The sequence below is a fragment of the Streptomyces sp. NBC_00306 genome, from assembly GCF_036169555.1.
Classification (GTDB): Bacteria; Actinomycetota; Actinomycetes; order Streptomycetales; family Streptomycetaceae; genus Streptomyces; species Streptomyces achmelvichensis.
In genome coordinates this window covers 3823185-3837242 of sequence record NZ_CP108032.1, presented here as the reverse complement: position 1 = coordinate 3837242, position 14058 = coordinate 3823185, and the positions used below count along the sequence as shown (strand labels likewise).

9 protein-coding genes and 2 rRNA genes are annotated in these 14058 nt (G+C 66.7%); 5 read left to right on the top strand and 6 right to left on the bottom strand.

What is annotated here, in order from left to right; genetic code table 11:
- Positions 1-76: 76 nt before the first annotated feature.
- From OHA05_RS17020 to OHA05_RS17010, 3 genes are all read left to right on the top strand, one after another.
- Positions 77-3200, top strand: a 23S ribosomal RNA gene (locus OHA05_RS17020).
- A gap of 88 nt (positions 3201-3288) precedes the next feature.
- Positions 3289-3405, top strand: a 5S ribosomal RNA gene (rrf, locus tag OHA05_RS17015).
- Positions 3406-3536: 131 nt separating this feature from the next.
- Positions 3537-4085 (top strand): GNAT family N-acetyltransferase, encoded by a 549-nt coding sequence (locus OHA05_RS17010; protein ID WP_328861068.1) that lies wholly within the window; start codon positions 3537-3539, stop codon positions 4083-4085.
- 17 nt (positions 4086-4102) lie between these two features.
- Here OHA05_RS17010 and OHA05_RS17005 read toward each other — a convergent pair whose 3' ends face one another.
- From OHA05_RS17005 to OHA05_RS16980, 6 genes are all read right to left on the bottom strand, one after another.
- On the bottom strand, positions 4103-5683 hold the full coding sequence (locus OHA05_RS17005) for a type IV secretory system conjugative DNA transfer family protein (RefSeq protein ID WP_328861067.1): 1581 nt from the start codon (positions 5681-5683) through the stop codon (positions 4103-4105).
- Position 5684: 1 nt separating this feature from the next.
- The gene (locus OHA05_RS17000) at positions 5685-7097 is read right to left on the bottom strand and encodes an ATP-binding protein (protein ID WP_313945501.1); all 1413 of its coding nucleotides are present in this window, start codon (positions 7095-7097) and stop codon (positions 5685-5687) included.
- A gap of 11 nt (positions 7098-7108) precedes the next feature.
- Positions 7109-8668 carry an SCO6880 family protein gene (locus OHA05_RS16995; protein WP_313945502.1) on the bottom strand — a complete coding sequence of 520 codons (1560 nt, stop codon included), beginning with the start codon at positions 8666-8668 and terminating at the stop codon, positions 7109-7111.
- Positions 8665-10002, bottom strand: coding sequence for a hypothetical protein (locus tag OHA05_RS16990; protein ID WP_328861066.1), 1338 nt, complete (start codon positions 10000-10002; stop codon positions 8665-8667). The genes OHA05_RS16995 and OHA05_RS16990 overlap by 4 nt, the downstream gene beginning before the upstream one ends.
- Positions 9992-10846: a hypothetical protein gene (locus tag OHA05_RS16985; RefSeq protein WP_328861065.1), complete on the bottom strand. Its 855-nt coding sequence runs from the start codon at positions 10844-10846 to the stop codon at positions 9992-9994. Before OHA05_RS16985 ends, OHA05_RS16990 begins: the two co-directional genes overlap by 11 nt.
- 157 nt (positions 10847-11003) lie before the next feature.
- Positions 11004-11312, bottom strand: coding sequence for a hypothetical protein (locus OHA05_RS16980; RefSeq protein ID WP_313945505.1), 309 nt, complete (start codon positions 11310-11312; stop codon positions 11004-11006).
- Positions 11313-11780: 468 nt separating this feature from the next.
- On the opposite strand from OHA05_RS16980, the gene OHA05_RS16975 reads away from it, so the two are divergent.
- Both OHA05_RS16975 and OHA05_RS16970 read left to right on the top strand, forming a co-directional pair.
- The gene (locus tag OHA05_RS16975) at positions 11781-12602 is read left to right on the top strand and encodes an SAM-dependent methyltransferase (protein ID WP_328861064.1); all 822 of its coding nucleotides are present in this window, start codon (positions 11781-11783) and stop codon (positions 12600-12602) included.
- A 233-nt stretch (positions 12603-12835) separates the two neighbouring features.
- Positions 12836-13849 (top strand): C40 family peptidase, encoded by a 1014-nt coding sequence (locus tag OHA05_RS16970; RefSeq protein WP_328861063.1) that lies wholly within the window; start codon positions 12836-12838, stop codon positions 13847-13849.
- The last annotated feature ends 209 nt before the right edge of the window (positions 13850-14058 follow it).

Genomic DNA, 14058 nt, shown 5'->3' with positions numbered 1-14058 from the left:
TGAACTCGCTGTTTTCAGCGGGGTGGTGGGTGGCTGGTCGTTGCTTGAGAACTGCACAGTGGACGCGAGCATCTGTGGCCAAGTTTTTAAGGGCGCACGGTGGATGCCTTGGCACCAGGAACCGATGAAGGACGTGGGAGGCCACGATAGTCCCCGGGGAGTCGTCAACCAGGCTTTGATCCGGGGGTTTCCGAATGGGGAAACCCGGCAGTCGTCATGGGCTGTCACCCGCTGCTGAACACATAGGCAGTGTGGAGGGAACGAGGGGAAGTGAAACATCTCAGTACCCTCAGGAAGAGAAAACAACCGTGATTCCGGGAGTAGTGGCGAGCGAAACCGGATGAGGCCAAACCGTATGCGTGTGATACCCGGCAGGGGTTGCGCATGCGGGGTTGTGGGATCTCTTTATCATCGTCTGCCGGCGGTGAGACGAGTCAGAAACCGTATGGATAGGCGAAGGACATGCGAAAGGTCCGGCGTAGAGGGTAAGACCCCCGTAGCTGAAATTCATGCGGCTCGTTTAAGAGACACCCAAGTAGCACGGGGCCCGAGAAATCCCGTGTGAATCTGGCGGGACCACCCGTTAAGCCTAAATATTCCCTGGTGACCGATAGCGGATAGTACCGTGAGGGAATGGTGAAAAGTACCGCGGGAGCGGAGTGAAATAGTACCTGAAACCGTGTGCCTACAAGCCGTGGGAGCGTCGCGCGAGGAACTTGTTCCTTGCGTCGTGACTGCGTGCCTTTTGAAGAATGAGCCTGCGAGTTTGCGGTGTGTTGCGAGGTTAACCCGTGTGGGGAAGCCGTAGCGAAAGCGAGTCCGAATAGGGCGACATAGTAGCGCGCTCAAGACCCGAAGCGGAGTGATCTAGCCATGGGCAGGTTGAAGCGGCTGTAAGAGGTCGTGGAGGACCGAACCCACCAGGGTTGAAAACCTGGGGGATGACCTGTGGTTAGGGGTGAAAGGCCAATCAAACTCCGTGATAGCTGGTTCTCCCCGAAATGCATTTAGGTGCAGCGTCGTGTGTTTCTTGCCGGAGGTAGAGCACTGGATAGGCGATGGGCCCTACCGGGTTACTGACCTTAGCCAAACTCCGAATGCCGGTAAGTGAGAGCACGGCAGTGAGACTGTGGGGGATAAGCTCCATGGTCGAGAGGGAAACAGCCCAGAGCATCGACTAAGGCCCCTAAGCGTACGCTAAGTGGGAAAGGATGTGGAGTCGCAGAGACAACCAGGAGGTTGGCTTAGAAGCAGCCACCCTTGAAAGAGTGCGTAATAGCTCACTGGTCAAGTGATTCCGCGCCGACAATGTAGCGGGGCTCAAGCGTACCGCCGAAGTCGTGTCATTCGTACACATATCCCCAACGGGAGTACGGATGGGTAGGGGAGCGTCGTGTGCCGGGTGAAGCCGCGCCGGAAGGCAGTGGTGGACGGTTCACGAGTGAGAATGCAGGCATGAGTAGCGATACACACGTGAGAAACGTGTGCGCCGATTGACTAAGGGTTCCTGGGTCAAGCTGATCTGCCCAGGGTAAGTCGGGACCTAAGGCGAGGCCGACAGGCGTAGTCGATGGACAACCGGTTGATATTCCGGTACCCGCTTTGAAACGCCCAATATCGAGCCCATTAATGCTAAGCCCGTGAAGCCGTTCCGGACCCTTCGGGGAAAGGAAAGTGGTGGAGCCGGCGATCCAAGGTGGTAGTAGGTAAGCGATGGGGTGACGCAGGAAGGTAGTCCAGCCCGGGCGGTGGTAGTCCCGGGGTAAGGGTGTAGGCCGAGGGGTAGGCAAATCCGTCCCTCGTTAAGGCTGAGACCTGATGCCGAGCCGATTGTGGTGAAGTGGATGATCCTATGCTGTCGAGAAAAGCCTCTAGCGAGTTTCATGGCGGCCCGTACCCTAAACCGACTCAGGTGGTCAGGTAGAGAATACCGAGGCGTTCGGGTGAACTATGGTTAAGGAACTCGGCAAAATGCCCCCGTAACTTCGGGAGAAGGGGGGCCATCACTGGTGAGAGGACTTGCTCCTCGAGCTGGGGGTGGCCGCAGAGACCAGCGAGAAGCGACTGTTTACTAAAAACACAGGTCCGTGCGAAGCCGTAAGGCGATGTATACGGACTGACGCCTGCCCGGTGCTGGAACGTTAAGGGGACCGGTTAGTACGCTTTCGGGCGTGCGAAGCTGAGAACTTAAGCGCCAGTAAACGGCGGTGGTAACTATAACCATCCTAAGGTAGCGAAATTCCTTGTCGGGTAAGTTCCGACCTGCACGAATGGCGTAACGACTTCTCGACTGTCTCAACCATAGGCCCGGTGAAATTGCACTACGAGTAAAGATGCTCGTTTCGCGCAGCAGGACGGAAAGACCCCGGGACCTTTACTACAGTTTGATATTGGTGTTCGGTTCGGCTTGTGTAGGATAGGTGGGAGACTGTGAAGCGGCCACGCCAGTGGTTGTGGAGTCATCGTTGAAATACCACTCTGGTCGTGCTGGATGTCTAACCTGGGTCCGTGATCCGGATCAGGGACAGTGTCTGATGGGTAGTTTAACTGGGGCGGTTGCCTCCCAAAGGGTAACGGAGGCGCCCAAAGGTTCCCTCAGCCTGGTTGGCAATCAGGTGTTGAGTGTAAGTGCACAAGGGAGCTTGACTGTGAGACCGACGGGTCGAGCAGGGACGAAAGTCGGGACTAGTGATCCGGCGGTGGCTTGTGGAAGCGCCGTCGCTCAACGGATAAAAGGTACCCCGGGGATAACAGGCTGATCTTCCCCAAGAGTCCATATCGACGGGATGGTTTGGCACCTCGATGTCGGCTCGTCGCATCCTGGGGCTGGAGTCGGTCCCAAGGGTTGGGCTGTTCGCCCATTAAAGCGGTACGCGAGCTGGGTTTAGAACGTCGTGAGACAGTTCGGTCCCTATCCGCTGTGCGCGTAGGAATATTGAGAAGGGCTGTCCCTAGTACGAGAGGACCGGGACGGACGAACCTCTGGTGTGCCAGTTGTCCTGCCAAGGGCATGGCTGGTTGGCTACGTTCGGGAGGGATAACCGCTGAAAGCATCTAAGCGGGAAGCCTGCTTCGAGATGAGTATTCCCACCTCCTTGAGAGGGTAAGGCTCCCAGTAGACGACTGGGTTGATAGGCCGGATATGGAAGCCCAGTAATGGGTGGAGTTGACCGGTACTAATAGGCCGAGGGCTTGTCCTCAGTTGCTCGCGTCCACTGTGTTAGTTCTGAAGTAACGAACTGTCGAACCCCCGTCTGTGTGGGTTCCGGGTCGATATCTTCATAGTGTTTCGGTGGTCATTGCGTTAGGGAAACGCCCGGTTACATTCCGAACCCGGAAGCTAAGCCTTTCAGCGCCGATGGTACTGCAGGGGGGACCCTGTGGGAGAGTAGGACGCCGCCGAACAATTTTTAGCCTCAACCCCTGGACCATGTCCGGGGGTTGAGGCATTTTTGCGTTCACGACCGGCCGCCGGCGAAGCGGTGTGCGGGAAACCGTGTTGCGGGTCCGTCCGTCGCACACGGAGGATGCACTGTATGGACCATGTGATTCGCCCCGTACTCGCCGAGGAGTGGGAGAGGGCCAAGGAGATCCGGCTCGCCGCTCTGCAGGACCCGGTTGCCCACCTCGCGTTCCTGGAGTCGTACGAGCACGCCGTCGGGCGGCCGGACAGCTTCTGGCAGGACCGTGCCGCCCATGCGGCCGAGGGCATCAGTTCGCGGCAGTTCATCGCCGAGGCGCCGGACGGGCGGTGGGTGGGGACCATCACCGCGCTGGTGGAGCGGCCGGCGGGTGAGGTGCGGTTCGGGGAGGTGGCGGAGAGCGATCAGACGCATCTGGTCGCGGTGTTCGTCCGGCCCGAGGTCCGCGGCACGGGGGTGTCGGAAGCCTTGTTCCGGGCCGCGATCGACTGGTCGTGGGAACTGTCGGAACCGCCCGTGAAGCGCGTACGGCTGTATGTGCACGAGGGGAACGCGCGGGCGGCGGCGTTCTACCGGCGGATCGGATTCGTGCCGACCGGCGACACCGTGCCGGTGCCGGGCGACGAGACGGCCCGCGAGGTGGAGTACGAAGTCCTGCGGTAGTCCGGAAGCAGGACCGGCTACTGCGTGAGCGGCTCGGGCCAGCGGGCGCGGGCCTGTTCGGCCGAGCGGAGCAGCACCAGGGTGGGCAGTCCCTGTGCCTGACCGGTGGTCAGCAGATCCGGGAGCCGGGGGAGCGGGGCCACGGCAGCCACGTCGTCGAGGACGAGCGTCATTGGTGGGTCGAGCCGACCGTCGGATGACCGTGCGGCCATGCGGCGGCCGTGCTCGACCACGTCTGACGCCAATGCCGTCAGCAAGGGCATCGCTCCGGGGTGGGTGCGGGGATCCTCGATCGGTTCACCCACCAGATAAAGCGTTCCCGATTCATTGGCGAAAGATTCCAGGGCGAGTGCATCGGTTCGGTTGGGAGCGCATGCCTCGCGGATGTGGATCGAGGAGAGGGCCGAGAGCGCCCGGGCGACCAACTGCTGGGCGATCTCCCGCCGTTCGGGGTGGGCGGTGAGTGAGGACTCCAGGAGGCCCGCGAGACCGGAGGCGGCCTTGGGGTGTGTGCGGAGGACGCGTACGGCCTCCTGGGCTCCGCCGCCCTGGGCCCAGCGGTGGACCTGCTTGAACGGGCGCCCGTCCACCGCGGCCGCGTGCAGCCAGCAGCGCAGCAGTGTCTCCGCGGTGTCGGCCATGGCGGCGTCGAGGAGGGCCCGCGGGCGGACCGGCGTGAGAAGGGCGACGGCGCGCGCGGCGGCCGTGTCGGCGTTCTCGCAGCCGGCGGTGGGAGACCAGTGGAGCCGGGCGGGGGTGTCGCAGAGATGGCCCGGGTCGTAGACGAGCACGGGACCCAGCTTGGCCCGGGCGTCCTTGGTCTCGGCCCACACGGTGGGGTCGGACGTGACGACGAGTGCGGGTCCGGCGGCGTCGAGCACGGCCTGGAGCGTGGCGGGCCGGCGCGTGGCGGGGTCGCCGTAGAGAAGCCGGGGCGCGGCGGCGCGGGGCGGTGGGACGGGAGCCGGCAGGACGCCGGGTTCGGGTGCTGCCGCCAGGGGTGCGGTGTCGGCGGGCCGTGCGCCGGCCGTCTGCTCCACCGGTGGACCGGGGACCACGGCTGTGGGCGCGTCGGCGGCGTGGTGTGCGGGCTCGGCGTACGGACCGGGGCTCACCGGGTGCGCTTCGCGGGGGAGGGACTCCGCACCGTCCCGGGTCGGGCTGCGGCTGCCGGTCCGGTCGTCGTGTACCTCGTCGCGGCGGGCGGCACGGATGGCCTCCCGGCGGTCCGCCCGGACCGCGCGCCAGCGGGCCGTCGTACCGAGCGCGAAGATCGTCAGGACGATCAGCACCATCAGTTCGCCGATCGCCAGGCCCCAGAACAGGCCGTAGCCCGACAGTTCCGCCGCGGGCGTCGACGGCCAGGCCGCGGCGAGGTCGCGCGGGGCCGAGGCCAGGGAGCGCATCGCCAGCGGGGTGTTCTGGTAGGTGACGCCCTGCGGCCAGGCGCCGTGGGACAGCACACCGGCCAGGCCCGTCGCCGTCCAGACCAGGATGGTCAGGCCGAGGAGGAAGCCGAGCAGGGCCAGCAGCATGCCGTCGGGGATGCCCCGCTCGTTCTCGTCCCGCCGGCGGCGGCCCTGGCGGTCGTCGTGCATGTCATGCCACCGTCGACTCGGACTCGTCGAGCTGCTGCTGCCGTTCGATCAGCGCCGCACGCTCCTCCGCCTCCCACTCCGCGGCCTGTACGTCCTCCGGCAGTGCGGGGCCCGAGGACTCCGTCATGGCACGGTCGGTGAAGACGAGTGGTCGTTCGGCCTCGGTCACCAGGTGCTTGACCACCTGGACGTTGCCGTTGACGTCCCAGACGGCGATACCCGGGGTCAGCGTCGGGATGATCTCGACCGCCCAGCGTGGCAGGCCCAGGACCCGGCCCGTGGCTCTCGCCTCGTCCGCCTTCTGGGCGTAGATCGTCCTGGTGGACGCCATCTTGAGGATGGCCGCCGCCTCCCGCGCCGCCGCGCCGTCGACGACGTCCGAGAGGTGGTGGACCACCGCCACGAACGACAGACCGAGCCGCCGGCCGAACTTGAGCAGCCGCTGGAACAGCTGCGCCACGAACGGGCTGTTGATGATGTGCCACGCCTCTTCCACCAGGAAGATGCGCTTCTTGCGGTCCGGGCGGATCCAGGTGTGTTCCAGCCACACGCCCACGATCGCCATGAGGATCGGCATGGCGATGGAGTTGCGGTCGATGTGGGAGAGGTCGAAGACGATCAGCGGTGCGTCGAGGTCGATGCCGACGGTCGTCGGGCCGTCGAACATGCCGCGCAGGTCACCGTCGACCAGCCGGTCCAGCACCAGCGCGACGTCCAGGCCCCAGGCCCGTACATCGTCTATGTCGACGTTCATCGATTCCGCCGACTCCGCCTCCGGGTGGCGCAACTGGTCGACGATGTCGGTCAGTACGGGCTGGCGGTCGGTGATGGACTCATTCACGTAGGCGTGGGCGACCTTGAGCGCGAAGCCGGAGCGCTCGTCCAGGCCGTGGCCCATCGCGACCTCGATGATCGTGCGCAGCAGCGCCAGCTGGCCCGTCGAGGTGATCGCGGGGTCCAGCGGGTTGAGACGGATGCCGCCGTCGAGCGCTGTCATCGGGTCGAGCCGGATGGGAGTTATACCCAGCTCCTGCGCGACGAGGTTCCATTCGCCGACGCCGTCCTCGCCCTGGGCGTCGAGGACGACGACCTGCCGGTCGCGGAAGCGGAGCTGGCGCAGGACGTAGGTCTTCTCCAGTGCCGACTTGCCGTTGCCGGACTCGCCGAGGACCAGCCAGTGCGGGGCGGGGAGCTGCTGGCCGTAGAGCTGGAAGGGATCGTAGATGTAGCCCTTGCCGCTGTAGACCTCACGGCCGATGATCACGCCCGAGTCGCCGAGGCCCGGCGCCGCGGTCGGCAGATAGACGGCCTGCGCCTGCCCGGTCGAGGTACGGACGGGCAGTCGGGTCGTCTCCACCTTCCCGAACAGGAAGGAGGTGAAGGCATCGGTGAGGACGGACAGCGGATCTCGCATCACTCGGGCCCCTATCGGCGGATGCCGGTCGCGAACGGCAAGGTGTTCACAAAGGCCCGGTGGTGCTCGCGGTCGCACCACTCCAGCTTGAGATACGACTTACCGGCCGAGGCCCTGATCGTCCGCTTGTCTCTGGCCAGGGCCTCGGGCGAACGCGACGACACAGTGATGTACCCGACAAGGTTGACCCCTGCCGCACCGCTGGCGAGATCTTCACCCCGCTGGTCGAGTCGGCCGTGTGCGGCGATGTCGCGCGGGTCGACCGTGCGGTTCATCTTGGCGGCCCTGCTGGCGTCGGCCTCGTCGTTCGTCTTCTCGGTGAGCATCCGCTCGATGGCGACCTCGGTGGGTTCCAGATCCATGGTGACCGCGACCGTGCGGATCACGTCGGGGGTGTGGACGAGCAGCGGTGCCAGGAAGTTGACGCCGACAGGGGTCATCGGCCACTCCTTCACCCACGCGGTGGAGTGGCACCAGGGCGCGCGGGTGGAGGACTCGCGGGTCTTGGCCTGGAGGAAGGTGGGCTGCATGGCGTCGAGCTCGGCCGGCCAGGCGTTCCGCTTCGTCATGGCCTGGATGTGGTCGATGGGGTGGTCCGGGTCGTACATCGAGTGCACGAGGGAGGCGAGCCGGCCCTGGCCGAGCGGCTGGCGGACGCGGATGTCGGCCTCGGCGAGGCGGGCGCAGATGTCGGTGAGTTCGCGCGCCATGACGACTGCGAGGCCCGCGTCCTTGTCGAGCTTGCGGGACTTGGCGCCGGAGGCGTGGCGGGTGGCTCGCGCCATGGCGTGGGCCTCGGCGGCCAGTTCCCGCGTGTAGTGCATGCAGGCGACGAGATAGGCGCGGTGCTGCTCGCTGGAGGTGGACACCATCGACTGGAGCTGGTCGTAGGAGTCGCGCAGCCAGCCGGGGGTCTTCTGGTCGCCGCGCTGGGCGACGTCCTTGGCGTGGGCGTCGGGGTCGGCGGGGAGCGTACGGGCCAGCATCTGAAGGCGCGTCACGAAGCCGTCGCCGTTGGCCACATGCTTGAGCAGCGTGCCGAAGCGGTCGACGAGGGCCTCCTGGTCCTCGCTGTCGCGCAGTCCGACGCCGGGGCCCTCGATCTCGATGGCGGCGGTGACGGTACGGCGGTCCGCGTGCAGCAGTACGGCGATCTCGTCGGGGCCGAAGGGGGCGGCGAGCCAGTTGATCCGGCCGATGCCCGGGGGCGGGCCGACCTCGACCTCACGTCCGTCGAGACGGGTGCCGGCCTCGACGGCGGTGGAGCGGTAGACGGTGCCGTTGCGCAGGGTGCGCTTGAAGCTGCGGTTGACCTCGAACCACTTGTAGAACGTGCGGTGCTTGTACGGCACGTAGACCGCGGCGAGCGCCAGCAGCGGGAAGCCCATCAGCAGAACGATGCGCACGGACAGAACGGGGACGAGCAGTCCGCACATCATGCCGAGGAACGCGCCGGCGATGATCAGGGCGATCTCGCCGGTCTCGCGGTTCTTGCCGACGATCGCGTTCGGCCGGGCCCGGCCGATCAGATACGTACGGCGGGGCGCGATGGGATGGGACTGGGTCGTCAACGCCCTCCACCTCCTGTGCTCTTGCGGTTGCTGTGCGGGGTGCCGCTGGTGGGACTGCTACTGGGTCGGGAGCTGCGGGGCGGGGGTGCGGCGGAGGGGACAGTTCCGCCGCCGCCCCCGGGGGTGCGGCTGCTGTGGGCGGCTACGCCGCCGCCCATGGGGTTGGACGGCCTGGCCCCGCCGCCTCCGCCGCTGTTCTCGCCGCCGCGGGGGTTGCCGCGGGCGCTGTGGGTCTTGATGCCCTGGGAGACGAGGGCGGCGGGGGAGCTGATGACGGCGGCGGCGGCGTTCTCCGCGCCGCCCTGGAGGCGGTTGTTGCGGGAGGCGACGATCTCGTCGCCGAAGCCCGGAACGAAGCGGTAGATCATCGCCGAGGCGAAGATCGCGAGCAGGATGATCGCGAGTCCGGAGACGACGGCGGAGAAGGAGTCGGGGCCCTGATCGGCGGAGAGGGCACCGGCGAGGCCGAGGACGATCACGATGACCGGCTTGATGAGGATGATCGCGATCATGATGCCGGCCCAGCGGCGTACGTGGCCCCACATGTTCTTGTCGACGAGTCCGGCGTAGACGACGACGCCGAGGAGGGCACCGACGTAGAGGAGGACGGCGCGGATGAACAGCTCGAGGTAGAGGATTCCGGCGGCCAGCACGGTGACGAGGGAGACGACGATCAGCATGATCGGCCCGCCTCCGATGTCGGTGCCCTTCTTGAGGGCGGCGGAGAAGTTCCCGAAGAACATGTCGGTCTGCCCGCTGGTACCGCCCGCGATGACCTCGGTGACGCCGTCGGTGGCGGAGACGAGGGTGTAGAGGATCAGCGGGGTGAAGGCGGAGGCGAGGACCGTGAGCCAGAGGAAGCCGATGGCTTCGGAGATGGCGGTCATCAGCGGCACGCCGCGGATGGCCCGCTTGGCGACGGCGAGGAGCCACAGGACGAGCGTGAGGATGGTGGCGGCGGCGAAGACGACGGCGTACTGGGAGAGGAAGGCGGTGTTGGTGAAGTCGACGGTGGCCGTGGACTTCACGGCCTTGGAGAGGGTGTCGACGGTCCAGACGGCGGCGTCGGCGCAGCCGCGGGCGAGGGAGGAGAGGGGGTCGAGGGCGTCGGTGGGGTCTTGGGGGGTGGGTCCGGAACGGGGGGCGCCGCCGCCCCCCCGGTCGCAGTAGTCGCGCGCGGGGCCGCGGATGAGGTCGCAGGGATCGTTGGTGCTGCTGGGTGCCGGCGTGGGCGTAGGAGCCGCGGACGCACGGGTCGCGAGCAGGACTGCGGCGGTCTGGACACCCGTCACAGCGGCTGTGATCGTCAGAACACGACGGCGGCTAGCGGGCATACGTGAACCCTCCGAACTGCTGCACGGCGTCGGCCATTTCCTTGGCGCCGGACGCGACCTGGTCACGGCCCACCGGTACGGGTCCGTCCTTCTGGGTGAAGTCGGTGATTTTCCAGTCCCCGTTGACCCACTTGAGCGCGAAGGTGTTGGTGTACCAAGCCTCCGTCACCGGGTTCGTGGAGTCGTCGCCGGCCAGACCGAACAGCGAGGAGTACCAGACCGAGATGCTGGCGGAGTCCGGGCTGAACGACTCGACCTTCGACCCCACGGGATTGAAGCGCGTGATGAAGGTCATCCCTGTCGGGGCGGAGCCATCAGGCTTCAGGCCGATGCTGCTGAGGAACTTGGGGTCGGAGTAGACCTTGTCCAGGTCGCCGCGGCGGGCAGCGGCCACGTCCGGGGTGTAGACGGTGTCCACGATCTGGCTTCGACGGTCCTTGTTGAACATTCCGTCAGAACCCAGTGCCACCGCATAGTTGGCAGCGGCGCTCTGCGCCCCCTGCTCGTTCCTCCCGTACCCCGTCGGGATCCCGCCCACCTTGCCCTGTACCGGCTTCACGCCCGTCGCCGCCGTCGGGGCCGATTCCGGGCCCTTCGGGGTTTCTCCGGCGCGCTCCTCGTCGCCGCCGCCCTGGTTGGCGAAGGCGATCGCCGCGATCAGCAGCACCACGACGCCCACCACCGTGATGAGCGAGCGGGAGTTGCGGACCGGGCGGCGGGCGCCACCGTAGACGTCCGTGTCCGTGCCGGGCAGGCGCGTGCGGGTCTGGCCCGTGCCGCGGAAGCCGTCGTCCACCCGGCTGCTCGTGTCGCCGCCGAAGCCGTGGTCGTCCCCCAGGCTCATGTCGCGCACTTCCCCTCGACCGGGTGCAGAACCGCGTAGTACGACGGTAGCCGTGCTGCTTTCCGCGCGGGCGCGGTGTGGTGACTCGACATCAGGGAGACGCAACCTCTGGGTGGGCCGGGCACGCGGGAAGGGGACGGAGGGTCCGACGGGTCGGTCAGACGGCCATCCCGTACACGATGGTGAACAGGGTCCCCAGTGACCCGATGATGAAGACGCCGGTCAGGCCGGCGACGATCAGGCCCTTGCCCTGTTCCGCGCTGAAGGTGTCGCGCAGCGCGGTCGCTCCGATGCGCTGCTTCGCGGCGCCCCAGATCGCGATACCGAGGCAGAGCAGGATGGCCACCGCCATCACGACCTCGATCATGATGCGGGCTTCATTGCCCAGGCTCCCGAAAGGCCCCCAGTTCGGGGCGATTCCGCCGATGATGGTGGTGATGTCGCCCTTTTCGGCTGCCAGGATCATGTGTAACTCACCGCCCCTGTCGGGTTGTTCGCTGCCCATGCCCCTCGGCATGGGCCATCGCTCTATCTTCGCTGATGAAACCGCCCGCGTATGCCGACTTGGCGGGTCTCTTTACCCGATCTCCGCACGTATGACCGATCCCACCGCCCTGACCTGCGGCGGTGCCGACCTGTTCACAGAGAGGAGCCCGTACCGTCACTCTGTGTATCACGGTGCGTGACTCCGGGCAATGACTGTCGTTGTGGCACCTTTGGGGCGTTCCGGACAGCCGATCGGCGCGTGCCGGGCGAACGGGTGCGTCCGCCGTGACATATGACGGTCCGCCGGCCGGGGAGGTTCCTCGCCGGAGCCGTGTCCGCGGCCGTGTTCCGGACCGGGGCGCGGCCGTGTTCGGGGCCGGGCCCGCGGAGGGTGCAGAAACGTCTCCCATCTGCGCCTCAACCTCCCTCCCGAGGCCCCGAGTTGGATATGTTGTGGCCCGTGACCGAAAACGAGCACGTACGCGACCGGATCGACACCTCGCGCCCTCACACCGCCAGGATCTGGAACTACTGGCTCGGCGGCAAGGACAACTACCCCGTGGACCGTGAGGCCGGGGACCAGATCCGGGGCATTCACCCCGGCATCGGGGACTATGCCCTGGCCGACCGTCAGTTTCTGGGCCGGGCCGTCCACCATCTGGTGGCGGATCTCGGGATCCGGCAGTTCCTCGACGTCGGAACGGGGCTGCCCAGCGCCGACAACACCCATGAGGTCGCACAGGGCGTCGCGCCCGAATCGCGGATCGTCTACGTGGACAACGACCCGCTCGTCCTCGCGCACGCCCGCGCGCTCCTGACCAGCACTCCTCAGGGCCGTACGGATTACCTCGACGCCGATCTGCGCGATGTCGACGCCATCCTGGAGCGTGCCTCGGAGACGCTCGACTTCAAGCAGCCCGTGGCACTGATGCTGCTGGGCGTGGTCATCTTCATCGAGGACCACGAGGAGTCGTACGCGGTCGTCCGCCGGCTGATGGACGCGCTGCCCTCCGGCAGCCACCTCGTGCTGTCGCACACGATCACCAGCCCCACGATGCCGGACGTGGACGCGGCGGTCGCCTTCTGGAACGAGCACGGCACCCCGCGCCTCACCCAGCGCACTCCGCGGGAGGTCGAGGGCTACTTCGACGGCCTCGAACTGCTCCCTCCGGGCGTGGTCTCCTGCTCCCGCTGGCGCGTGGACGTCCCCGAGGGCCGGCCGGAGCCGGAAGAGGTCGCGATGTTCGGCGGCGTGGCGCGCAAGTCGTAGGCCGGGTTCGGCGGCAGGGACGGGAAGCCGTGGGTCCGGTTCCGTGGCGGGGACGGGAAGCCGTAGGTCCGGTTCCGCGGCGGGGAAGGGAAGCCGGTGGCGCGGCGCGGACGTCGCGGTCGCGCCATCCTGCGAACGCTTCCCGCCCCGCCCTCTTCTCCGACCGCTGATTGAGGCCCTGCCCACCTACACTGGCGCAGGGCCTACTGCCATGGGGTGAAGGGTGGTTGACGGTGCGTAAGGCGTGGCTGGTCGCGGGCGCGTCCGTCGTGGTGTGCCTGGGGTTCGTCGGCCTGCTCGTCGTCGGTACGTACTCCGCCGCCTCCGGCCTCCTCGGGATCGACGGCAGGAACGGTGCCGTCGCTCTGGCCAAGGGGGCCGTGCCGGCGCGCTACCAGCCGCTCGTGCAGAAGTGGGGCAATCTCTGCCCGGCCATCAATCCCGCGCTGCTCGCCGCCCAGCTCTACCAGGAGAGCGGCTGGAACCCGAAGGCGCAGAGCCCGGCCACCGCGCAGGGCATCGCGCAGTTCATCCCCGGCACCTGGGCGGCGCACGGCGTCGACGGGGACAAGGACGGGGACCGCGATGTGTGGGATCCGGCCGACGCGATTCCGTCTGCTGCGACGTACGACTGCCAGTTGGCTGGATATGTCAAGAAGGCGCCGGGCGACGCGACCGACAACATGCTCGCCGCCTACAACGCCGGCGCGTACGCGGTCATCAAGTACGGCGGGGTTCCGCCGTACCGCGAGACGCAGAACTACGTGAAGATCATCCGCACCCTGGAGAAGAGCTTCGCCCGCCCGGCCGGCCGTGTCGAGCCGTCGCGGCAGGCCGCCGGGGCGATCCATTTCGCGCAGCAGCGGCTCGGCACGAAGTATCTGTGGGGCGGTAACGGCACCCCTGAGCAGGGCGGACGTTTCGACTGCTCCGGGCTCACGCAGGCCGCGTACCGCACGGTGAAGATCGAGCTGCCGCGGGTGGCCAACGACCAGTACAACGCCGGGCCGCATCCGTCCCGCGACGAGCTGCTGCCGGGGGACCTCGTCTTCTTCTCGGACGACCTGACCAATTCGCGCGCCATCCGGCACGTGGGGCTGTACGTCGGCGGCGGCTACATGATCAATGCGCCCTACACCGGTGCCGTGATCCGCTTCGACAAGATCGACACCCCGGACTACTTCGGCGCCACGAGGGTCACCGAGGATGGCGCAAAAGCACTCCCCACGGTGCCTCCGGGGGCCTGACGGGGCGTCGCGAATGGCTGGAACTCTCCGTTAGGCCAAGGCCCTGAGCTGCAGCGATGTGTCTCTCTTCGATAACGTCATGGTGATCGTTCGGTGGAGAGTGGAACGAAGCCGGGGAACGTGCCGTTCCCTGGACTGTGACAGCGGCACTGACCATGCAGCAGACACCACACTGACCACGGGGGTTGGTACGAGCGGTGCACCCGTGC